The sequence below is a fragment of the Streptomyces sp. NPDC054786 genome, assembly GCF_053611685.1.
Genome location: NZ_JBSHAW010000018.1, coordinates 1 through 21,482, shown reverse-complemented (window position 1 = coordinate 21,482; position 21,482 = coordinate 1). Strand labels below are relative to the sequence as shown.

At 72.1% G+C, this 21,482-nt stretch carries 17 protein-coding genes; 10 read left to right on the top strand and 7 right to left on the bottom strand.

The window, feature by feature from the left end; translation table 11 throughout:
* Positions 1-141: 141 nt before the first annotated feature.
* The 5 genes from mmpB to ACWGI6_RS16735 all read left to right on the top strand — a co-directional run bounded on the left by mmpB (position 142) and on the right by ACWGI6_RS16735 (position 4,182).
* Positions 142-270, top strand: a complete 129-nt coding sequence (gene mmpB, locus ACWGI6_RS16755; RefSeq protein WP_453268201.1) for a morphogenic membrane protein MmpB — start codon at positions 142-144, stop codon at positions 268-270.
* 183 nt (positions 271-453) lie between these two features.
* Positions 454-1,938, top strand: coding sequence for a peptidoglycan D,D-transpeptidase FtsI family protein (locus ACWGI6_RS16750; RefSeq protein ID WP_453268200.1), 1,485 nt, complete (start codon positions 454-456; stop codon positions 1,936-1,938).
* 35 nt (positions 1,939-1,973) lie between these two features.
* Positions 1,974-2,588 carry a nucleoside triphosphate pyrophosphatase gene (locus ACWGI6_RS16745; protein ID WP_453268199.1) on the top strand — a complete coding sequence of 205 codons (615 nt, stop codon included), beginning with the start codon at positions 1,974-1,976 and terminating at the stop codon, positions 2,586-2,588.
* 136 nt (positions 2,589-2,724) lie between these two features.
* Positions 2,725-3,555: an MOSC domain-containing protein gene (locus ACWGI6_RS16740; protein ID WP_453268198.1), complete on the top strand. Its 831-nt coding sequence runs from the start codon at positions 2,725-2,727 to the stop codon at positions 3,553-3,555.
* Between the two features lie 60 nt (positions 3,556-3,615).
* The gene (locus ACWGI6_RS16735; RefSeq protein ID WP_453268197.1) at positions 3,616-4,182 is read left to right on the top strand and encodes a DJ-1/PfpI family protein; all 567 of its coding nucleotides are present in this window, start codon (positions 3,616-3,618) and stop codon (positions 4,180-4,182) included.
* Between the two features lie 69 nt (positions 4,183-4,251).
* Here ACWGI6_RS16735 and ACWGI6_RS16730 read toward each other — a convergent pair whose 3' ends face one another.
* The 4 genes from ACWGI6_RS16730 to ACWGI6_RS16715 form a co-directional block, all read right to left on the bottom strand.
* Complete coding sequence (locus ACWGI6_RS16730; RefSeq protein WP_453268196.1) at positions 4,252-6,366, bottom strand: protein kinase domain-containing protein; 2,115 nt, start codon at positions 6,364-6,366, stop codon at positions 4,252-4,254.
* A 55-nt stretch (positions 6,367-6,421) separates the two neighbouring features.
* Positions 6,422-8,641: a protein kinase domain-containing protein gene (locus tag ACWGI6_RS16725; protein ID WP_453268195.1), complete on the bottom strand. Its 2,220-nt coding sequence runs from the start codon at positions 8,639-8,641 to the stop codon at positions 6,422-6,424.
* A gap of 8 nt (positions 8,642-8,649) precedes the next feature.
* The gene (locus tag ACWGI6_RS16720) at positions 8,650-9,633 is read right to left on the bottom strand and encodes a serine/threonine protein kinase (RefSeq protein WP_453268194.1); all 984 of its coding nucleotides are present in this window, start codon (positions 9,631-9,633) and stop codon (positions 8,650-8,652) included.
* A gap of 129 nt (positions 9,634-9,762) precedes the next feature.
* Positions 9,763-10,236, bottom strand: a complete 474-nt coding sequence (locus ACWGI6_RS16715; RefSeq protein ID WP_453268193.1) for a hypothetical protein — start codon at positions 10,234-10,236, stop codon at positions 9,763-9,765.
* A 512-nt stretch (positions 10,237-10,748) separates the two neighbouring features.
* Between ACWGI6_RS16715 and ACWGI6_RS16710 the strand changes: the two genes are divergently transcribed.
* Positions 10,749-12,518: an acetyl/propionyl/methylcrotonyl-CoA carboxylase subunit alpha gene (locus ACWGI6_RS16710; RefSeq protein WP_453268192.1), complete on the top strand. Its 1,770-nt coding sequence runs from the start codon at positions 10,749-10,751 to the stop codon at positions 12,516-12,518.
* 77 nt (positions 12,519-12,595) lie between these two features.
* On the opposite strand, the gene ACWGI6_RS16705 is transcribed toward ACWGI6_RS16710, so the two are convergent.
* Complete coding sequence (locus ACWGI6_RS16705) at positions 12,596-13,780, bottom strand: alpha/beta hydrolase (RefSeq protein ID WP_453268191.1); 1,185 nt, start codon at positions 13,778-13,780, stop codon at positions 12,596-12,598.
* A gap of 350 nt (positions 13,781-14,130) precedes the next feature.
* On the opposite strand from ACWGI6_RS16705, the gene ACWGI6_RS16700 reads away from it, so the two are divergent.
* On the top strand, positions 14,131-14,772 hold the full coding sequence (locus ACWGI6_RS16700; protein ID WP_453268190.1) for a TetR/AcrR family transcriptional regulator: 642 nt from the start codon (positions 14,131-14,133) through the stop codon (positions 14,770-14,772).
* A gap of 121 nt (positions 14,773-14,893) precedes the next feature.
* Here ACWGI6_RS16700 and ACWGI6_RS16695 read toward each other — a convergent pair whose 3' ends face one another.
* Together ACWGI6_RS16695 and ACWGI6_RS16690 are read right to left on the bottom strand one after the other, a co-directional pair.
* Positions 14,894-15,844, bottom strand: coding sequence for a DeoR/GlpR family DNA-binding transcription regulator (locus tag ACWGI6_RS16695; protein WP_393906722.1), 951 nt, complete (start codon positions 15,842-15,844; stop codon positions 14,894-14,896).
* Between the two features lie 339 nt (positions 15,845-16,183).
* Positions 16,184-17,629: an NAD(P)H-quinone dehydrogenase gene (locus ACWGI6_RS16690; RefSeq protein ID WP_453268189.1), complete on the bottom strand. Its 1,446-nt coding sequence runs from the start codon at positions 17,627-17,629 to the stop codon at positions 16,184-16,186.
* Positions 17,630-17,769: 140 nt separating this feature from the next.
* On the opposite strand from ACWGI6_RS16690, the gene ACWGI6_RS16685 reads away from it, so the two are divergent.
* From ACWGI6_RS16685 to ACWGI6_RS16675, 3 genes are all read left to right on the top strand, one after another.
* On the top strand, positions 17,770-18,207 hold the full coding sequence (locus ACWGI6_RS16685; RefSeq protein ID WP_393906701.1) for a gamma-glutamylcyclotransferase: 438 nt from the start codon (positions 17,770-17,772) through the stop codon (positions 18,205-18,207).
* A gap of 145 nt (positions 18,208-18,352) precedes the next feature.
* The gene (locus tag ACWGI6_RS16680) at positions 18,353-19,174 is read left to right on the top strand and encodes a purine-nucleoside phosphorylase (protein ID WP_453268188.1); all 822 of its coding nucleotides are present in this window, start codon (positions 18,353-18,355) and stop codon (positions 19,172-19,174) included.
* Between the two features lie 284 nt (positions 19,175-19,458).
* The gene (locus ACWGI6_RS16675; RefSeq protein ID WP_453268187.1) at positions 19,459-21,150 is read left to right on the top strand and encodes a phospho-sugar mutase; all 1,692 of its coding nucleotides are present in this window, start codon (positions 19,459-19,461) and stop codon (positions 21,148-21,150) included.
* Positions 21,151-21,482: the final 332 nt, after the last annotated feature.

Genomic DNA, 21,482 nt, shown 5'->3' with positions numbered 1-21,482 from the left:
TATATCTACTGTTGTTTTGGGGTGGGCCGGTTATTTTGTTTATTAGCGACTGTTTATTTGGCCCTTCCCTTTTTTTTACGGCGGGGGCGCCTGAGTACGCGTACTCAGGCGCCACGCGCGCATCGGGCCCAGGATCGATACATGCTGTGGTCAGATCCACCCGATGAGCCTCCTGAGGAGCTGCGCGATGTAGAGGCCAAGCTCCGTCGGATGGGCATCGTGCTGGCCGTGGTCGCGGTGGTGCTGATGATCATGCTCACGGGGAGGTAGCGGTTCCCGTCGCGGGGAAGTAGCGGTTCCCGTCGCGGGGAAGTAGCGGTTCCCGTCCGCGGGGAGGCAACCCTCACAGTTCCCGATCGCAACCATCACCCCCGAAATTTCCTCTTTCCCTCCTGACAGCGCAATTCGGGCGCTCGGCCGCCGGGACGGCGGCCGGCCGGGAGTGGGAGAGCGATGAACAGGCCGCTGAGGCATATAGCCGTCTTCTGCGGGGTGCTGGTGCTGGCCCTGCTGGCCCGCGCGACATGGGTCCAGTTCATCCAGGGCAACGACCTCGCCAACGACCCCCACAACCGGCGCGTCAAGATCGAGGCGTTCTCCTACCCGCGCGGCAACATCATCGTCGGCGGCAAGCCGGTCACCGGCTCGGTGGCGACCTCCGGTGACTTCAAGTACAAGCGGACGTACAAGGACGGCCCGATGTACGCGCCGGTCACCGGCTTCGCCTCGCAGGCCCAGGGCACGTCCTTCCTGGAGGGCATCTACAACAAGGTGCTCAGCGGCAAGGACGACCGGCTCGCCTTCAAGCGCGCCCAGGACATCCTGACCGGCGAGAAGCCGCGCGGCGGCGATGTCGTCACCACCATCGACCCCAAGGCGCAGAAGGCCGCGTACAAGGGGCTGACCGACCTCCACGCCAAGGGTGCGGTGGTCGCTCTCGACCCGCGCAACGGCCGGGTCCTCGCGCTCGCCTCCACCCCGTCCTACGACCCGTCGGTCTTCACCGGCATCTCCAACGCCGAGGGCCGGAAGTTCAAGGCGCTGGACGCCGACAAGACCAAGCCGCTGAGCAACCGCGCGCTGCGGGAAACCTATGCCCCCGGCTCCACCTTCAAGATCCTCACCGCGGCGGCCGCGCTGGAGAGCGGCGTGGTGTCGGACATCGATGCCCCGTCAGGTGCGCCCGCCCCCTACCGGCTGCCGCAGAGCACGAGGGAGATCGGCAATGACGTCGCGGGCGCGCCCTGCGACAAGGCCTCGCTGAAGACCGGCATGCAGTGGTCGTGCAACAACGTCTTCCTCGACACCGCGCTGAAGGTCGGCAAGGAAAGGATGCGCAAGACCGCGGAGAAGTTCGGCTTCAACTCCGACGTCTACGACAAGGACCTCGGGGACCTGCTGGCCAGCAAGAGCCTCTACCCTGACAAGCTCGACAAGCCGCAGACCGCGCTGACCGGTATGGGCCAGGGCAGCCTCACCAGCACACCGATGCAGATGGCGATGGTGGCCGCCGGCCTCGCCAATGACGGCAAGGTGATGATGCCGCACATCGTCGACGAGGTGCGCGGCTCCGACCTGTCGACGATCGAGAAGATCGAGCCGAAGATGATGTCCCAGGCCGTCTCCGCCGGCACCGCGAAGAAGGTGCAGGAGATGATGGAGTACACGGCCAGCGACGGCACCGCCTCGAAGGCCAAGATCGACGGCGTGACCGTCGGCGGCAAGACCGGCACCGCCCAGCACGGCGCGAACGTCCACGACGAGCGCCCCTACGCCTGGTTCGTCTCCTACGCCAAGCAGAGCGACGGCAGCTCCCCGGTCGCGGTCGCCGTCTTCGTCGACCCCAAGGACATGGACATTCCCCGGTCGGAGATCGCCGGCGGCAAGCTGGGCGGCCCGATCGCGAAGTCCGTCATGGAGGCCGTGCTCCACAAGTAGACCGGGCGCCCCCGCGGCTCCGTACGATGGCGGGCATGACCGAAGAGCCCCGCCCCCGCCGTCTCGTCCTCGCCTCCCAGTCCCCCGCCCGGCTGGCCCTGCTGCACCAGGCCGGGCTGGCGCCCGAGGTCATCGTCAGCGGCGTCGACGAGGACGCGCTCACCGCCGCCACGCCCGGTGAACTCGCCCGCATACTGGCCGAGGCGAAGGCCGCCGCCGTCGCCGCCCGCCCGGAGGCCGCCGGCGCCCTGGTGGTCGGCTGCGACTCGGTCCTGGAGCTGGACGGGCGGGCGCTCGGCAAACCCGCGGACGCCGAGGACGCCACCGCCCGCTGGAAGTCCATGCGCGGCCGCTGCGGCATCCTGCAGACCGGGCACTGCGTCATCGACACGGGCGCGGACGGCCGCCAGGTCTCCGCCACCGCCTCGACCACGGTCCGCTTCGGCGAGCCCACCGACGACGAGATCGCCGCCTATGTCGAAAGCGGCGAGCCGCTGTTCGTCGCGGGCGCCTTCACCCTCGACGGCCGCTCCGCCCCCTTCATCGACGGCATCGACGGCGACCCCGGCAACGTCATCGGCCTCTCCCTGCCGCTGCTCCGCCGGCTGCTGGCCGACCTGGACGTGGCGATCACGGATTTGTGGACCTGAGCTTCAGCGGGCCGTGCGTACCGGGCACGCGGCGGTGCAGGGCCGTTCCGTAAGGCGCCGGGCGGCCCGCGCCGGGGCGTGACCCCGGGCGGTGAACGGCGGTCGCCGGCGGCCGGCCGGGCTCTACGCTGCCCCCATGGCTACCGTCACCGCGTTAACCAGCTATCCCGTCAAGGGCTGCGCCGGCACCCCGGCGACCGAGGCGGAACTCACGCCGGCCGGCCTCCCGCACGACCGCAGCTTCCTGGTCGTCGGCCCCGGAGGCGTCTTCCGAAGTCAGCGCAAGGACCCCCGGCTGGCGGTGATACGTCCCGAGGTCGGCGCGGACGGGGCTCAACTCACCCTGAACGCACCGGGGATGGAGACCCTGCGCCTGGACGTCGACCTCGGCGACGGGTCTTCCCCCAGAGCCGAGGTCGAGATGTTCGGTGCGCTCTACCGCGCGGTCGACCAGGGGGACCGGGCGGCCGACTGGCTGTCCCGGGCGCTCGGCGCGGCCAGCCGCCTGGTGCGCGTACCGCCGGAGCACGACCGGGTGACCGACGGCCTCACCCCCGGCACCTCCGGCTTCGCCGACAGCAGCCCCGTGCACGTCATCTCCCTGGCCGCCTTCGACGACCTCAACCGCCGTATCGCCGCCGCCGGCCGCCCGCCGGTCCCGATGGACCGCTTCCGGCCCAACATCGTCGTGGACGGGTGGGACGCGCCGCAGACCGAGGACCGGGCCCGGCGGGTCACGGTCGGCGGTGGTGAGCTGGGGTTCGCCAAGCTCGCCATCCGCTGCGCCGTCACGCTCGTCGACCAGCGCACGGGCGCCAAGGCGGGGCCCGAACCGCTGCGCACGCTCGCCTCGTACCGGCGGGTGCCCGAGGGCGGGGTGGCGTTCGGCTCGAAGTTCTCCGTACTGCACACCGGAAAGCTGGCGGTGGGCGACGCATTCGAGGTCACCGAGTGGGGAACCGATTGATCCGATACGGCCCGGTCGAACCGATCGGCCCGGTTGAAGCCGCCACGAGGAGCGCGCAGCATGCCCAAGATCTTGATCATCGCCGGCGACGCCACCGAGGACCTGGAGTTCTTCTACCCCTATCAGCGGATGCTGGAGGAGGGGTACGAGACGCACGTCGCGGCCCCGTCACGGAAGAAGCTGCGGTTCGTGGTGCACGACTTCGTCGACGACTTCGACACCTACGTCGAGCGCGAGGGTCACTCCTGGCCGTCCGACCTCGCACTGTCCGAGGTCGACCCGGAGCAGTACGCCGCGCTGGTGCTCCCCGGCGGCCGGGCACCGGAGTATCTGCGCAACGACTCCGACTATCGCCGCGTCGTCACCCACTTCTTCGACGCCGACAAGCCCGTCGCGCACCTCTGTCACGCGGCCATCACGCTGGCCCCGCTCGGCGTCCTCAAAGGCCGCCGTACCGCGGCCTACCCCGCCTGCGCCCCGGACGTGGCGATGGGCGGCGGAATCTTCGTCGACGGCGCGGCGGTGGTGGACGGCAAGGTCGTCTCCGCCCGCGCCTGGAACGACCAGCCGGAGTGGATGCGGGCGTTCATGGAGGTACTGCGGGAGCATGCGCCCGTGAAGGGCTGAGGATCCCCGGGCCCGGGGCCGGCGCCCCGGGCCCGCTGCCTTCCCCGGCCCGGCACCACCGGGCCGGGGTCAGAAGACCGGCAGGGCGTACAGCGCGGCGTCGTTCATCACGAAGACGCGGTTGCCGTCGGCCACGATCCACTGACGCTCGGACTTGGGCAGTTTGTAGGTGCAGACGGGGAGGCCGTCCTTCGCGCTCACCGCGTTGACCTGGTACCAGGCGTCGCCCTCGACCGTCCAGAGGCCACTGCCCTGGGGGACCACAGGTGTGCCGATGTTGGACGACCCACGGATCTGGAAGGCGTGGCCGCCGTCGCCGGGTTTCCACTTGTCGGGGTAGGTGGAATCCGAGTCGAGGTACGCCTGGTGCGTGGCGTACAGGCCGTCAGCGGTGGCGGTCACCGGACCCCACTCGATTCCGGTCTCGTTCAGCAGGCTGCGTTTCCTGACCGTCCACAGCTCCTTGCCGTCGGTGATCCTGCGGGCCGTCATCGTCTTCCCGTTGAGGTAGACGGTGCTGCCGTAACAGGCCGGGCGGACGAAGGAGTCGGACTGGTCGCGCAGGTCCCATACGCGGTGGCCGTCGGCGGTGTCGACGGCGAGGACGTTGCCGTTCAGCGTGCCCAGGACGAGGCGGCCGTGGGCGAGGACCCCGGGCGGGTTGACCTTGGTGCGGAAGGGGGCGCCGAGGGGCGCGGTCCAGCGGATCTTCGCGTCCCAGCGGCCGATGGCGCGCAGCCGGTGGTCCTTGGTCAGGACGTAGACGGCGGTGTCGTCGGCGGCCAGCAGGGAGTCCGCCTCGGCATCGGCGGTCCACCGGGGTTCCCCGGTGGAGGGGACGAAGGTGCGCAGCGTCCCCTTCGCGTCGACGGCCGCGATCAGGCGGTCCGAGAGGGAGAGGTAGCGGCCGGTCGCCTTGATGTCGCGGACGGCCCAACGGCGTTTGCCGTCCACGACGTTGAGGGCGGCGATCCCGCCGCCGCGCGCGCCGACGACGATGACGTCCCGTACGGGCAGTGGCGCGGGTGTGTCGTCGGCGAGGACGTCGACCGGGCCCCAGAGCTCCTTCGGCGACCCGCCCACGATCAGGCCACCGTCGTCCGGGTTCAGCACATGCGCCACCGGGGTCCTGACGGCGGCCGGGAAGGCGAAGAGATCGGCCTTGGTCTGCTCCGGCGGACGCGGCCACCAGGCGGCCGCCGCACCACCGCCGGCGGCCAGGACCACACCGCCCGCCGCCAGGCCCGTGAGCAGCCGGCGCCGGGTCACCGGACGGCCCGAGCCGCCGCCTGGCAGGGTCGGCGCGGTCAGCTCGTGGATGCCGCTCTCCCGCTGTCTGATCTCCTCGGCCACGCTGCCGCGCCGCCAGACCCGTTCGGCGCCCTTGGGCGGTGCGAAGGCCGCGGCTATCCGGTCGGGGGCGGGGCGAGCGGCCGGGTCCTTGGCGAGGAGGGGGGCGATGAGGTGGCGGAGCGCCTCGGGGACGCCCCCCAGGTCGGGCTCGTCGTGGACGACCTTGTACTGAAGGGCGGCGATGTGGGAGGCGTCGTAGGCGCGATGGCCACTGGCCACGTACACCAGGACCGCGCCCAGGGAGAAGACATCGGCGGGGGACGCCACGCGCCGGCCGAGGACCTGTTCGGGGGCGCCGTAGCCCGGGGTGACCGGGACCTGTCCGGTGGTGGTGAGGGTCAGTCCGTGCTCGGGGCGGGCGATGCCGAAGTCGATGACGCGCGGACCGCGCGACGTCAGGACGATGTTCGGGGGTTTGAGGTCGCGGTGGATCAGGCCCGCGGCGTGGATGTCGGCGAGGGTGTGCGCGAGGGAGGCGGCGAGGGCGCGCACTCCTGGTTCGTCGAAGGGACCGTAGGCCTCGACGGCCTGGTCGAGGGTCGGTCCGGCCAGGAACTCGGTGGCGATCCACGGGCGGCCGCCCTCGGTCTGCGCCCCCAGGACACCGGCCACGCCCTTGCTCGTCACGGCCTGCGCCGCCTGTGCCTCGCGGACGAAGCGCTGGGCGAGGTTCGGTTCGTTGGCGAGCTCGGGCCGGAGCACCTTGACCGCGGCGACGGTGCCTGCGGCGTCCTGGCCGACGTAGACCTTGCCCATACCGCCCTCGCCGAGCACACCGAGCAGACGGTACGGGCCGAGGCGGAGCGGATCGCCGGTGCCGAGGGGGTTCATGGGTGGTGGCCTTCTGTGGAGGTCGGTGGGGGCGTCGGTGGGCCTGTCCGTGGGGTCATTGGAGGGGGAAGCCGGCGAGGAAGTGCGCACCCGACGCGACGATCATCTTGCTGTGCTCCTGTGCGGCGAAGCGGTTTCCGTTGGCCTTGTAGAGGCGGGCCGTGGTGCGCGAGGCGAGACCGATCGCGCGGAGCGCCCCCTCGCTCTCGCTGTAGGTGTACGCGTACCGGGAGCCGATGACGGGGCGGGAGGTGAGCGACGCCTTCGCGCCGTCGCCGCCCTTCTCCGCCCATCGCGGCTTCCCGCTGCCGGCGTCGGCCCCCACGAGGCCGAGGCCCTTCTCCACCGCGTACACCACACCGTTCTTCACGATCGGCGGCCCGTAGCTCTTCCCCGCGGCCGACTCCCACGCCTGCCCGCCGTCACTCAGCCGCAGCGCCCGCAGCCGTCCGGAGCCCAGATAGAGGTGCTTGTCGTCGGCCGTCAGCACCTGGTGCGCGACGGCCGGCCTGATGTCCCACGGCTTGTCCCAGGAGACCTTCCCGGTACGGGTGTCACGGGCGACGACCCGGACCTTGCCGTCGTTCGTCTCCTGGAGGAGCACCAGACGGTTGCCGACGGCCTTGGCGGCGAGGAAGTGATTTTGATCCGACTTCTGCGACCGGAACGGCAGCTGCTCGGTCCAGAGCCGGTGCCCCGTGGTGAGGTCCACGGCCGTCACGGCCCAAGGAATCTGCCGCTGATACATCTTCACCTTCCCCTGCGAGATCGCCAGGTAGACGGTGTCGCCGACGACAGCCAGCAATTGGCTGTCGATGCCGCCGTAGTGGGAGTCCGTCACCTCGGCGAGGTGCTTGCCGGGTTTGCCCGTGGCGAGGTCGACGCGGGCGAGGAACCGCGAGACGGTCCTGGGCAGCGAGCTCCGGCCGTCGTATTTCGCGACCTTCACGATCCGGTAGAAGCGCTCGCCGTCCGAGGCGAGCTGCCAGGCACTGTCGACCGAGAAGTTCCACCTGACCGCACCGGACTTCGCGTCGAGGGCGTTCACGGTCGCACCGGCCACCTGAACGACCAGGCCGCCGACCGTCAGGGGAACTTCGGGCGTCTCCTCCTCATCGGGACCGCCGGTCTGCAGCTGCCACGCCGAGTCGAGCTTTTTCTTCTTCAGCGCGCTGACGCTCGGGCCGGGCGTCGGATTCTTGTACGGGGACGCATGCCCCGGCGCCGGCTCGCCCCGTCCGAGCCAGGCCCACACGCCCGCCCCGGCCCCGGCCACGCCGAGCGCCGAGCCGGCCCCGGCGAGCAGCAGGCCGCGGCGGGAGAGACCGGTCGCCGCCGGCGGCGCGGACGGCACCGTCGGCGGCTGGTCGGCGGGGGCCGGCAGCCGCTGGGGCGTGAACTGCCAGACCTCGCTCGCCCGCCGCCCGATCTCCGCCAGCACCCCGTCCGGCAGATGGTCGGCGAACTCACCGCTGCCGTCGTGGAGTCGGTCCGCCAGCTCGGCGGTGGCCGGACGCTCGGCGGGGTCCTTGGCCAGCGCGCGGGACAGGACCGGGACGAGGGCCGCGGGGGTGCCGGTGAGGTCCGGCTCGCTGTAGCGCACCCGGTAGAGGAGGTCGGCGGGCTGCCCGTTGCCGAACGGGCAGCGGCCGGTGGCGGCGAAGACCAGGACCCCGGCGAGCGCGAAGACGTCCCCGGCCGGGGAGTGCTCCTGCCCGGTCGCCTGCTCCGGTGACATGAACGCCGGAGTACCGACAGCGGAGCCCGTGTGGGTCAGCCGGTCGTCGCCGAGGGCGCGGGCGATACCGAAGTCGATGACCTTGGGCCCGTGCGCCGTGACCATGATGTTCGACGGCTTGAGGTCACGGTGCACGACGTCCGAGCGATGCAGCTGGCCGAGCGCCGCACACAGCGCCGCCCCCAGGGCGCGCACCGAGGCCTCGGGCAGCGGACCGGCCAGCTCCACCGCCTCGTCGAGGGGCGGGCCGAGGACGTACTCGGTGGCCATCCAGGGTGTTTCGGCGAGCGGATCGGCCTCGACGACCTGCGCGCCGTACTGGCCGCCGATGACCCGGGCGGCATCCGACTCCAGCCGGAACCGGGTACGGAACTGGGTCTCGTTGGCGATCCGGGCGTGCATCGTCTTGAGCGCCAGGGTCCGGCCGCCCGGGGAGCGGGCCAGGTAGACGGTGCCCATACCGCCGCTGCCCAGCCGGGCGAGGAGACGGTAGGGGCCGAAGCCGGACGGGTCGTCATGGGTGAGCGGGAAGGGCATGGCAGCGGTCAGTCCTGGCGTGCGGCGGTCGGAACCGGGAGGGTGGCGGCGAGCAGCTCGGCCGACTGGCGGGCGAGGGCCGCGATGATCCGGCCCGGCAGCCAGCCGGGGCCGAGCAGGGCGGCGGCGCGGCCGGCGGGGTTTCCGGTGGCGGGAGGCGGCGACCCGGCGACGGTCGCGGGGGCTCCCGGAGGTGCGGCGCCCGGTGCGGGGGATCCGGCGAGCGGGCTGAGCGCGTCGAGCAGTTCGGCGGGGCGCGGGCGGTTCGCCGGGTCCCGGGACAGACAGCCCGTGATGACGGTCCGCAGGCCGGCCGGAAGCTCTTCGCGCTCCGGCACGGTGTGGCCGGTCGCGGCATAGGCGAGCGTCGCGCCCAGTGCGTAGACGTCGCCCGTCGGATGCGGCCGCCCGCCGGCCGCCTGTTCCGGTGGCAGGCTCCCCGACTCCAGGCCCGGCAGCCCGGAGCGCGGCGTCCCGTCCTCGGCCGCGGCCCGTACCGCCCCGAAGCACATCAGCCGGGGCCCGTCGGCCGCCAGCAGCACGGCGGCGGGCGACACACCGGCATGCGTCAGGTTCTGCCCGTGCCCGATGATCAAGGTCTCCACGAGGGCCGCGCCGAGGGCCCGTACGGTGCGCTCGGGCAGCGGCCCGCCGTACACGGCGAGCGCCGTGGGCAGCGGGACGGCGGGCACATACGGGCGGGCGTGCCAGGGGATGTCACCGGGCCCGGCGACGACCTCGGCGGCCGGCGACGACCAGGGCCCGAGCAGATAGCGCGAGGTCTCCGCCTCGGCCAGGAACCGTCCGGGATCGCTCCCCGGCAGCGGCACGCCGATGAGCACCGTACGGTCCCCGTCCGCGCTCCGCCCGATGAACCGCCGCTCCGGCACGGGTATGCCGGAGACCTCGCCGTCCAGCCCGCAGAGCAGCGCGTACGGCCCGATCGCGCCCTTTCGCGCCCTGCCCGGCGCACCCGTAACCGGCGCAGACATGCGCACCATCCCCCGTCCGACGACACCGCGCGAGAGCCTACCCGGGTGTGTCGCGCGGCCCCGGGCGGCCTCGATCCGGCCCGCGGCGGCGGGAGTTCGGGCCGGGCCGCCCGGGGGGATCCGAGGTGGTCAGGCGGATGTGGGAGCCGCCGGCGGTGCTCCGTTCGGGCCGCTCGGGGTGTTCCCCAGGGGTGCGGACTCCTCGCCCGGACGGCCCTCCCCGTACGCCACCAGCGTCAGCACCAGCAGCGCCAGCACGACCGTCATCGCGAGGAAGGCCACCCAGCCGACCAGACCGACGGCGAAGGCGCCCAGCATGCCGTGCACCACCGCGCAGCTGATGAGGGCGATACGGGTGAAGCCGCCGGGGGCACGGTCGCGCAGGGCGCTGCGGATCAGGACACCGGCACAGAACAGCAGATAGAGCCCGAAGAGGATGCCGCCGATCCACGAGCCGGTGGACATCGCGCGGGGCTGCAGCCCGGCCAGGGACATCTGCTGCCTGTCCACGACGATGCTCAGAATCCAGTTGAGCAGCACGATCCCGAATGCTTCCAGGATCAGTACCACCGCCGCGGCCAAGGCCACCGGCCGTCGTGCCACCACCACCCCGTCCACCCACTTCCGCCGTTTGCCGAGCCCGATGCGCCCTGCGGACGCCTGATGCCGCTGATACCCCTGTTACTGCGGGGTACAGGACATCGCGCACGCTACATGGGGGTCCCCCCTCCTCGGGAAGAGCTCTGCGGAAGGTAAAAGCTGGGCAAGGGTTGTGCGCGGGTGGGTGCGGACGACGGGGAGCGGGAGGGCGGCGGCACGCCGACGGACGGAGCCGCCCGCAAAGATTCCTTCGCCCATTCGTAGGGACTCCACAAAGAATTGACGATCCGCTGGACGTCCAAAGTGCGAGACCTAAGCCACACCGGGACTCGAGTCGGAGCCCAGGAATCCGGGCCTACCCTGGGATACCAGGGGACTTAGGTTCCTCACTGGCGCCCCGAGCACACTCCGTGTGGGCAAGCTCACCCCAGGGAACGGGTCGGCACGCGGTGTCGCCAGTCCCTAAAATCGCCGCATCCATTTGTTACGGCGAAGCGCCAAGGAAGGACCCACTCGTGCGCAAGGTGCTCATCGCCAACCGTGGCGAAATCGCTGTTCGCGTCGCCCGTGCATGCCGGGACGCGGGGATCGGAAGCGTAGCCGTCTACGCCGACCCCGACCGGGACGCACTGCACGTACGCGCGGCAGACGAGGCATACGCCTTGGGCGGTGACACTCCTGCCACCAGTTACCTGGACATCGCCAAGGTCCTGGCTGCCGCCGCCGATTCGGGTGCGGACGCCATCCACCCGGGATACGGCTTCCTGTCGGAGAACGCAGAGTTCGCGCAGGCCGTCCTGGATGCGGGGCTGACGTGGATCGGGCCGCCCCCGCAGGCCATCCGCGACCTCGGCGACAAGGTCGCAGCGAGGCACATCGCCCAGCGGGCCGGTGCGCCGCTGGTCGCCGGCACGTCCGACCCGGTCTCCGGTTCGGACGAGGTCGTGGCGTTCGCCAAGGAGCACGGTCTGCCGATCGCGATCAAGGCGGCCTTCGGTGGCGGCGGCCGCGGTCTGAAGGTCGCCCGTACGCTCGAAGAGGTCCCGGAGCTGTATGACTCCGCGGTGCGCGAGGCGGTGGCCGCGTTCGGCCGCGGCGAGTGCTTCGTCGAGCGTTACCTGGACCGCCCCCGGCACGTCGAGACCCAGTGCCTGGCCGACAAGCACGGCAACGTGGTCGTGGTCTCGACCCGTGACTGCTCGCTGCAGCGCCGTCACCAGAAGCTGGTGGAGGAGGCCCCGGCCCCGTTCCTGACGAAGAAGCAGAACACCGAGCTGTACCGCGCGTCCAAGGCCATCCTCAAGGAGGCCGGCTACGAAGGCGCCGGCACCTGTGAATTCCTCGTGGGCCAGGACGGCACCATCTCCTTCCTGGAGGTCAACACCCGCCTCCAGGTCGAGCACCCGGTCACCGAAGAGGTCACCGGCCTCGACCTGGTCCGCGAGATGTTCCGGATCGCCGACGGCGAGGAGCTCGGCTACGGCGACCCGGCCGTGCGCGGCCACTCCTTCGAGTTCCGCATCAACGGCGAGGACCCGGGCCGCAACTTCCTCCCGGCCCCCGGCACCGTCACCACCTTCGCCGCCCCGTCCGGTCCGGGCGTGCGCCTGGACGCGGGCGTGGAGTCCGGTTCGGTCATCGGTCCGGCCTGGGACTCCCTGCTGGCCAAGCTGATCATCACCGGCGCCACCCGTGAGCAGGCCCTGCAGCGCGCCGCCCGTGCGCTGGCGGAGTTCACCGTCGAGGGCATGGCCACCGCCATTCCCTTCCACCGCGCGGTCGTCACGGACCCGGCGTTCGCCCCCGAACTCACCGGTTCCGAGGGCCCGTTCACGGTCCACACCCGCTGGATCGAGACCGAGTTCGTCAACGAGATCGCCCCGTTCGCCGCACCGGGCGCGGACGAGGCCGAGGCCGACTCCCGCGAGACGGTCGTCGTCGAGGTCGGCGGCAAGCGCCTGGAGGTCTCGCTGCCGTCCTCGCTGGGCATGCCGCTGGCCCGGGCCGCGGTCGCCGGTGGTGCCAAGCCCAAGCGCAAGGCCACCAAGAAGTCCGGCAGCGCCGCCTCCGGCGACGCACTCGCCTCCCCGATGCAGGGCACCATCGTCAAGGTGGCCGTCGAGGAGGGCCAGCAGGTCACCGAGGGCGAACTGGTCGTCGTCCTGGAGGCCATGAAGATGGAGCAGCCGCTCAACGCGCACCGCTCCGGCACCATCAAGGGCCTGACCGCCGAGGTCGGCGCCGCCCTCACGTCCGGCGCCGTGATCTGCGAGATCAAGGACTGACGCGACGGCATCCCGTAGGCACACGAGGGGCCCCCGGCAGCGGCTGCCGGGGGCCCCTCGCGTCCGTTCCCCCGCGGCTACGAGTTGCCCACCACGTCCTCCGGGAAGCTCAGCGACCGGCTCATCCACTGGAGCGCGGCGGGCAGTTCCCGCCGCCAGGTGGCGAAGTTGTGGCTGCCGTGGCCTAGGACGATCGAGTCGGCCGTCATCGGCGGCTTGACGGCGGCGAGGAAGGCCTGTGCCGCCGGGTAGTTCTTCTCACCGGTACGGCTCGTGCCCACCAGGACGTTCACCTGCGGAGCGGGCAGATGCCGCAGCCGCCACATCAGGTCGTGCTCCTGGCGGCGGCGGACCCGGTCCCGGCCGTCGCCGAAGAGGTTGCCGGTCGTGGGGTCGTTGCCGACCTTGTAGTCGGGCGAGAGGGCGGCCGCCGAGGTGTACGTGCGGTCGTGCCGCATGGCGAGCTGGAGGGCGCAGCTGCCGCCCGAGGAGTAGCCCAGGATGCCCCAGCCGCCGGGGTCGTGGCCGACGCGGTAGCGGGACCTGAGCGCGTCCGGCACATCGCGGGCGAAGAAGGTCTCGGCCTGCGGGCCGCCCGGCACGTCGACGCACTGGGTGTCGCGCGGCGGCGCGATGGTGGGCCGCAGCATCACGATGACGGTCGGCTGCATCCGGCCCGCCCGGATCAGCCGGGCGGCGGTCTGCGGCAGCCGCAGATGCTGGCCGAGCAGGAAGGTGCCGCCCGGGTAGCCGCTGAGCGCGACGACGACGGGGAACCGCTGGCGGGCGTACTGCGGCTGGAAGTACTGCGGCGGCAGATAGACGTACGCCGGGTCCACGGCCCGGGTCCGCTTGCCGACGATCCGTACGGACTCGACCTTGCCCGCCAGTGACGGCTCGCCCTTCGGCAGTCCGTGCACCTTGTCCAGGCCGTCCGCCCCCGAGGGCTGCACCAGGCCCTTCGACGGGTCGCCTGCGGGCCCGGCCGTTCCCGCGTCGCCCCATTTGCCGACGGCGGCCGGGGCGTCGTCGTACAGGCCGAGCAGCTCGTGCCAGGAGGCGTAGAACTGGAAGTTGGCGTTCACCGCGAGACCGAGGGCCGCCACGATGGTCAGCTGGGTCGCGGCGACCGAACCGAGCCGCCCCAGCAGCGCCCGCGGCCCGCGCCCGGCGAACCGCGGCCACAGCCAGAGCGTGAGCCCTACGCAGACCACGGCGACCGCGGCCACGGCGTAGAACAGCGATCGGCTGGTCAGTCCCATGACTCTTCCCCAGGTGTTCCGCGCCGTGATCCGCTTCCCCGGCGGTCCGTCACGACGTATTCCAGAGCCTCCGGAAAACCCCGGAAGACCTCATTGCGCCTGGTTTGATGTCTCTTCACGGCCCGGCGTCACCGCGCTGCCGAGGTGTTCGGCCGCGCGACCACCGCCGTACGCCGGAACTTCACGCCCGGTCCGCCGGACGGCCACCGAGCGCGCGGAGGACGGTCCCGGGGGCGGTCGCGGCGCCGCTCCACCGGATCTCGTGCACACGGCACCGAGGCACCTCCCGACGGCGCAATGGCATCCTGGAGCCACCGGGCCGCAACCGGCCCGGTCGAGGGAGGACGGCGATGGCGACCGAGACGGCAGGGCAGCGGCAGACGGCGCAGGGTCCGGTGGCGACCGCACCGCCGCGGACACCTGACGTGCGCCCCATGCGGGCCGATGCGCGGCGCAACTACGAGCGGCTGCTGACCGAGGCCCGTACGGCCTTCACCGAGCACGGCACGGACACCTCGCTGGAGGACATCGCGCGCCGCGCCGGCGTCGGCATCGGCACCCTCTACCGGCACTTCCCCAACCGGACCGCCCTGATGGGCGCGGTCTTCCAGGGAGAGGTGGACGCCCTGCTGGCGCACGCCAGAGAGCTCGCCGACGCGCCGCAGCCGTGCGCCGCCCTGGTCGAATGGCTGCGCGCGATCATCACCCACGCCAGCACCTACCGCGGGCTGTCGCGCGCGCTGATGACGGCATCGGCGGACGACAGCTCGGGGATGGCGCGGTGCAGCGTGCCGATGCGGGAGGCCGGCGCCGCGCTGCTGACCCGCGCCCAGCGGACCGGGGCGGTACGACCCGATGTGAGCATCAGCGATCTGATGCAGCTGACCAACGGCATCGCACTGGCCGCCGAGGAGTCCCCGGACGACCCACGGCTCGCCGACCGGCTGCTGACGCTCACCCTGAGCGGACTGAAGGGCGAGCGGAACCGCTAGGGCATGGCGCGCCCCTAGGGGCGTGCCCGGCGGCCTCCCTGACGCCGCGGAGCGCCGCCGGACCACCCCGGCCCGGTCGCCGGGGCGGCGCGCCCGCTCGGCGCGCCTCCGGCTCCTGCGCTCAGCGCCGTCGCGGGGCCAGGTCGGCGACCCGGCCGCCCGAGGCATCGGACAGTGGCGCGGCCGAGCGGAGCTGTGGTCCGCCGCCCCCGCCGCCCGGCGCATGGCTGCGCCGCTGGCCCGGCAGCGGGACGTCCCGCCGGGGGCCTCTGCGGTCCCCCGGGCCGCCGTCCATCCCCGGCTGCGCCGGCCCGCGGCCCGCTCCCGAGCCGCTGGCGACGGCGATCTGCACGCCCTGATCGGCCAGCGCCTGCAGCTCCGTGGCGGCGCGGTCGTCGTGGCCCGGCGGCTCGTCGGTGACGAGCCGCGTGATCACATCCGTCGGCACGGTCTGGAACATCGTGTCGGAACCGAGCTTGGTGTGGTCGGCGAGCACCACCACCTCCCCCGCCGCCTGCACCAGCGCCCGGTCGACGCTGGCGGAGAGCATGTTGGAGGTGGACAGCCCGCGCTCGGCGGTCAGACCACTGCCCGACAGGAAGGCGCGGGAGACCCGCAGGCCCTGGAGGGACTGTTCGGCACCGCTGCCGACCAGCGCATAGTTGGAGCCGCGCAGGGTGCCGCCGGTCATCACGACCTCGACGCGGTTGGCATGGGCCAACGCCTGGGCGACCAGCAGGGAGTTGGTGACGACGGTCAGTCCGGGGACCCGGGCGAGCCGGCGGGCCAGCTCCTGGGTGGTCGTTCCCGCACCGACGACAATGGCTTCGCCCTCTTCGACGAAGCCGGCCGCGAGATCGGCAATGGCCGTTTTCTCCGCGGTCGCTAGATGGGATTTCTGTGGGAATCCGGATTCGCGAGTAAAGCCTCCCGGCAGGACCGCACCGCCGTGCCGGCGGTCGAGCAGTCCCTCTGCCTCCAGCGCCCGCACGTCCCGCCGTACGGTTACTTCGGAGGTCTGGACGACGCGGGCGAGCTCCCGGAGCGATACGGCTCCATTGGCGCGCACCATTTCAAGGATCAATTGGCGACGTTCTGCAGCGAACACGAAACTGACAGTAACGCCAACGACCGTCTGTTTTCAGCAGGTTGCACCAATTAACGGAAGTTGTTCACAGCGCGGAGCGTGACGTGGTATGCGGTGTGCATATGTCGCGCGGATGTCGAACTGCCGGGCGGCGCGACCTGCTTGCCGCCTGGTCAGCCGCCCTGCACGGCCCGTACGACGGCGGTCCGGCGGACCGGGCCGGGCCCCGGCCGATGCGGGCGCGTTTCATCCCAAGTGCTCACCGGTGGCACAAAGATTTCAATCGCGCCGACCGCTGTCGTCCGTTTATCGCCCCATTGCCGGCTACTCGCCGGCCGTCTTGCGGATGTGCAGCTGGCGGGCGACCTCGGCGATCGAGCCGGACAGCGACGGGTAGACCGTGAAGGTGTTGGCGATCTGCTCGACGGTCAGGTTGTTGTCGACCGCGATCGAGATGGGGTGGATCAGCTCGCTGGCGCGCGGGGAGACGACCACACCGCCGACGACGATGCCGGTGCCGGGGCGGCACAACAGCTTCACGAAGCCGTCGCGGATGCCCTGCATCTTGGCGCGCGGGTTGCGCAGCAGCGGGAGCTTCACGACCCGGGCGTCGATCCTGCCGCTGTCGACGTCGGCCTGGGAGTAGCCGACGGTGGCGATCTCCGGGTCGGTGAAGACGTTCGCTGAGACGGTCTTGAGGTTCAGCGGCGTGACCGCGTCGCCGAGGAAGTGGTACATCGCGATCCGGCCCTGCATCGCGGCGACGGACGCCAGCGCGAAGACGCCGGTGCAGTCACCGGCCGCGTACACGCCCGGGGCGCTGGTGCGGGAGACCTTGTCGGTCCAGACGTGACCGGATTCCTTGAGCTTGACGCCGGCCGCCTCCAGACCGATGTCCTCGGTGTTGGGGATGGAGCCGACCGCCATCAGGCAGTGCGTACCGGAGATCGTGCGGCCGTCGGCCAGGGTGACCTCGACGCGGTCGCCGACCCGTTTGGCGGACTGGGCCCGGGAGCGGGCCATGACGTTCATGCCGCGGCGGCGGAAGACGTCCTCCAGGACGGCGGCGGCGTCCGGGTCCTCGCCCGGCAGCACGCGGTCACGGGAGGAGACGAGGGTGACGCGGGAGCCGAGCGCCTGGTAGGCGCCGGCGAACTCGGCGCCGGTGACACCGGAACCGACCACGATCAGCTCTTCGGGCAGCTCGTCGAGGTCGTAGACCTGCGTCCAGTTCAGGATCCGCTCGCCGTCGGGGAGCGCGTCCGGGATCTCGCGGGGGTGCGCGCCGGTGGTGATCAGCACCGCGTCCGCGATCAGGCCCTCGGTCGTGCCGTCGGCGGCGGTGACGGTCACCTTGCGGGAGCCGTCCGGCGCCTGGCCCGGCTCCAGCCGGCCGCGGCCGCGCATGACCCGGCCGCCGGCACGGGTCACCGACGCGGTGATGTCGTGCGACTGGGCGAGCGCGAGGCGCTTGACCCGTCGGTTGACCTTGCCCAGGTCGACGCCCACCACCCGGGCGGGCCGGTCCTTGTAAGGGGTGTCGTCCTCGACGATGATGCCGAGCTCTTCGTACGACGAATCGAAGGTGGTCATCACCTCGGCCGTGGCGATAAGAGTCTTCGACGGCACGCAGTCGGTCAGCACCGACGCCCCGCCCAGACCGTCGCAGTCGACGACGGTCACCTCCGCGCCGAGAGAGGCGGCCACCAGGGCCGCTTCGTATCCGCCGGGTCCGCCACCGATGATCACGATCCGAGTCACGTACTCCATTGTCCCGCACGCCCGTACGTCGCTCTCCCCCGGGGGCGGGCTGTGTCCCATACGGGCAACCGGCGTGCGCTCTGCCAGGCCTCTTGTGTGAACCTCCGGTACCACGAGCCCGACGGGCAACCTCCCGTACCCTCGGAACCATGTCGCTCTACGCCGCGTACGCCGGCAACCTCGACGCGCGGCTGATGTCCCGCCGCGCACCGCACTCGCCGCTGCGCGGCACCGGCTGGCTGGACGGCTGGCGGCTCACCTTCGGCGGCGAGCAGATGGGCTGGGAAGGCGCTCTGGCGACGGTCGTCGAGGACCCGGTCTCCCAGCTCTTCGTCGCGCTCTACGACATCGCGCCCATGGACGAGGAGTCCATGGACCGCTGGGAGGGCGTGGGTCTGGAGATCTACCGCCGGATGCGGGTGCGGGCACACACCCTCGACGGCGACGAGACGGCATGGATCTATGTCCTCAACGGCTACGAGGGCGGGCTGCCGTCGGCCCGCTACCTGGGTGAGATCGCCGACGCCGCGGAGTCGGCGGGCGCACCGCACGACTATGTGATGGAGCTGCGCAAGCGGCCCTGCTGACGGGCGGCCGCGGCGGACGCACCGCCGTACGGGTGCCGCGACGCGCCCGGGGCGACACGTTTGGCAAAAGCCACAAGACAACGATCTCAGTACCGTGAGCAGAGACATCTACGCGCGTAGGGGATTACCGGCTACCCTCGTCCGCGTGAACGCATCTGTTACCCCGGACATCGCGCGCGACCCGCAGGGTGCCGCCGCCGACGCCGCCGCCCGTCTGCGCGAGCTGACCGGCGCCGAAACCCATGACGTGGCCCTGGTAATGGGCTCCGGCTGGGCGCCGGCCGCCGAGGCCCTGGGCGCGCCCGAGCACGAATTCCCCGTCACCGAACTGCCCGGCTTCCCGCCGCCGGCCGTCGCAGGACACGGCGGCACGATCCGCTCGTACCGGGTCGGCGAAAAGCGGGCGCTGGTCTTCCTGGGCCGTACGCACTACTACGAGGGCCGTGGTGTCGCCGCGGTCGCGCACGGCGTCCGTACCGCCGTGGCGGCCGGCTGCAAGACCCTCGTGCTCACCAACGGGTGCGGCGGTCTGCGCGAGGGCATGCGCCCCGGCCAGCCGGTCCTCATCAGCGACCACCTCAACCTGACCGCCACCTCCCCGATCGTCGGCGCGAACTTCGTCGATCTGACGGACCTGTACTCGCCGCGGCTGCGCGCGCTGTGCAAGGAGGTCGACCCGAGCCTGGAGGAGGGCGTCTACGCCCAGTTCCCCGGCCCGCACTACGAGACCCCGGCCGAGATCAAGATGATCCGGACGCTGGGCGCGGACCTGGTCGGTATGTCCACGGTCCTGGAGGCCATCGCGGCCCGTGAGGCCGGCGCCGAGGTGCTCGGGCTGTCCCTGGTGACGAACCTCGCGGCCGGCATGACGGGCGAGCCGCTCAACCACGAAGAGGTGCTGCAGGCCGGCCGCGACTCCGCGACCCGGATGGGCAGCCTGCTCGCCCAGGTGCTCGGCAAGCTCTGAGGCGTCCCGGCGCCTCGGGCGCCGGCCCAGGGCGATGACGGACGACGGCCACGGCGGGTGCGCGACACCCGCCGGGCCGCCCGCCGCCGTCACCACCGCACCGGCCCCGCCGCCGGCCGGTCCGCCGCGCGGCGCCACCCCCCGTGCGCTGCCATCCAGTGGCATTGGCCGGTTCTGCGGCTCCCCTCACGCGCGTAATGGGTAGGCGTGACGAGCCGAGAGGGTCCTCCCCCGGCAGCTGCCCCCAGCGTGCCCCCATCCGCATTCACCGTCAGGAGCATCACGTGGCTACCGATCCCGCGGAGCTGATCAACCGGGCCCAGGCATGGCTGGCCGAGGACCCCGACCCGGAGACCCGGGAGGAGCTGTCCAAGCTCATCGAAGCCGCCGACGACGGCGAGATCGCCGCGGAGCTGGCCGCCCGGTTCGCCGGCACCCTCCAGTTCGGCACCGCCGGGCTGCGCGGGGAGCTGGGCGCGGGCCCGATGCGGATGAACCGCTCCGTGGTCATCCGGGCGGCGGCCGGTCTCGCCGCGTACCTCAAGGCGCAGGGCGACGGCGCGGGACTGGTCGTCATCGGCTACGACGCCCGCCACAAGAGCGCTGACTTCGCCCGCGACACGGCGGCCGTGATGGTCGGCGCGGGCCTGCGCGCCGCGGTCCTGCCGCGCCCGCTGCCGACCCCGGTCCTGGCCTTTGCGATAAGGCATCTGGGCGCGGTGGCCGGCGTCGAGGTCACCGCCAGCCACAACCCGCCGCGCGACAACGGCTACAAGGTCTACCTGGGCGACGGTTCACAGATCGTGCCGCCCGCCGACGGCGAGATCGCCGCCCGGATCGCCGCGGTCGGCCCGCTGGCCGGCGTACCGCGCCCCGAGGCCGGCTGGGACATCCTCGACGAGGCGGTCCTGAACGCCTATCTGGCGCGTACGGACGCGGTACTGACCCCCGGCTCCCCCCGGGACACGAAGGTCGTCTACACGCCGCTGCACGGCGTCGGCCGGGACACCCTCGTCGCCGCCTTCGCACGGGCCGGGTTCCCGGCCCCGACGGTCGTCGCCGAACAGGCCGAGCCGGACCCGGACTTCCCGACGGTCGCCTTCCCCAACCCGGAGGAGCCGGGCGCGATGGACCTCGCGTTCGCCACCGCCCGTGCCCAGGCCGCGGACGCCGACATCGTGATCGCCAACGACCCCGACGCGGACCGCTGCGCCGTCGCCGTCCCCGAGCCCGGTACGCCGGACGGCTGGCGGATGCTGCGCGGCGACGAGGTCGGCGCGCTGCTCGCCGCCCATCTGGTGAGCAAGCACGCGTCCGGCACCTTCGCGACGACCATCGTCTCCTCGCAGCTGCTGTCCCGTATCGCGGCCGCCTCCGCGCTGCCGTACGAGGAGACGCTGACCGGCTTCAAGTGGCTGGCGCGGGTGGACGGCCTGCGGTACGCCTTCGAGGAGGCGCTCGGCTACTGCGTCGATCCGGAGGGCGTGCGCGACAAGGACGGCATCACCGCGGCGCTGCTGATCACCGAGCTGGCCGCGGAGCTCAAGCAGGCCGGGCGCACCCTCACCGACCTGCTCGACGATCTCGCGCGGGAATTCGGGCTGCACGCCACCGACCAGCTCTCGGTCCGCGTCGAGGATCTGTCGCTGATCGCCGACGCCATGCGCACGCTGCGCGAGCAGCCGCCGACCGTACTGGCGGGCCTGTCCGTGACCCGGGCCGACGACCTGAACCGCGGCACGGAGACGCTGCCGCCGACCGACGGCCTGCGCTACTACCTCTCCGGTTCGCCGGCGGCCGGCATCGAGTCCGCCCGTGTGGTGGTCCGGCCCAGCGGCACCGAGCCCAAGCTCAAGTGCTACCTGGAGGTCGTGGTCCCGGTGGCCGCTGCCGGGGCACTGCCCGAGGCCCGGACGAAGGCCGCCGCGACGCTGGCGTCCCTCAAGCGGGACGTGTCGGCGGCGGCCGGGATCTGAGCGGCGGGGTGACGGGGCGCTGACGGGGCGCCGGCCGGCGCTTCAGCTGACGGGGCGCCGGGTCGGCGCTTCAGCCGACGGGCCGCTCGGCACGGGCCGGCTGAGGCGCACCGCGCGCCCCGGGCCGTGCCCCTGCCCTGCCGCCCCGCCCCACCGGGTTCCCACGGCCACGAGCGCCTAGATGTGCTGTCCCGGCACGTTGGTGACGGGTGACACGCCATGGCTGGTGCTTGAAAAGGGTGAGGGCCTTCTGGGATCGGTGTGGATTGCGACATCTCCACCGGTTCTCAGGAGGCCCTCGTGTCCCACCGTAATGCCCCGCTGACCCCGAC

Excerpts from the sequence above, each read along its gene's own strand:
- ACWGI6_RS16730 (WP_453268196.1), bottom strand. The coding sequence starts at position 6,366 with ATGAACCCCCTCGGCACCGGCGATCCGCTCCGCCTCGGCCCGTACCGT.
- ACWGI6_RS16705 (WP_453268191.1), bottom strand. The coding sequence starts at position 13,780 with ATGGGACTGACCAGCCGATCGCTGTTCTACGCCGTGGCCGCGGTCGCC.
- ACWGI6_RS16750 (WP_453268200.1), top strand. The coding sequence starts at position 454 with ATGAACAGGCCGCTGAGGCATATAGCCGTCTTCTGCGGGGTGCTGGTG.
- ACWGI6_RS16725 (WP_453268195.1), bottom strand. The coding sequence starts at position 8,641 with ATGCCCTTCCCGCTCACCCATGACGACCCGTCCGGCTTCGGCCCCTAC.
- ACWGI6_RS16690 (WP_453268189.1), bottom strand. The coding sequence starts at position 17,629 with ATGGAGTACGTGACTCGGATCGTGATCATCGGTGGCGGACCCGGCGGA.
- mmpB (WP_453268201.1), top strand. The coding sequence starts at position 142 with ATGCTGTGGTCAGATCCACCCGATGAGCCTCCTGAGGAGCTGCGCGAT.
- ACWGI6_RS16745 (WP_453268199.1), top strand. The coding sequence starts at position 1,974 with ATGACCGAAGAGCCCCGCCCCCGCCGTCTCGTCCTCGCCTCCCAGTCC.
- ACWGI6_RS16720 (WP_453268194.1), bottom strand. The coding sequence starts at position 9,633 with ATGTCTGCGCCGGTTACGGGTGCGCCGGGCAGGGCGCGAAAGGGCGCG.
- ACWGI6_RS16685 (WP_393906701.1), top strand. The coding sequence starts at position 17,770 with ATGTCGCTCTACGCCGCGTACGCCGGCAACCTCGACGCGCGGCTGATG.
- ACWGI6_RS16695 (WP_393906722.1), bottom strand. The coding sequence starts at position 15,844 with ATGGTGCGCGCCAATGGAGCCGTATCGCTCCGGGAGCTCGCCCGCGTC.
- ACWGI6_RS16740 (WP_453268198.1), top strand. The coding sequence starts at position 2,725 with ATGGCTACCGTCACCGCGTTAACCAGCTATCCCGTCAAGGGCTGCGCC.
- ACWGI6_RS16735 (WP_453268197.1), top strand. The coding sequence starts at position 3,616 with ATGCCCAAGATCTTGATCATCGCCGGCGACGCCACCGAGGACCTGGAG.
- ACWGI6_RS16700 (WP_453268190.1), top strand. The coding sequence starts at position 14,131 with ATGGCGACCGAGACGGCAGGGCAGCGGCAGACGGCGCAGGGTCCGGTG.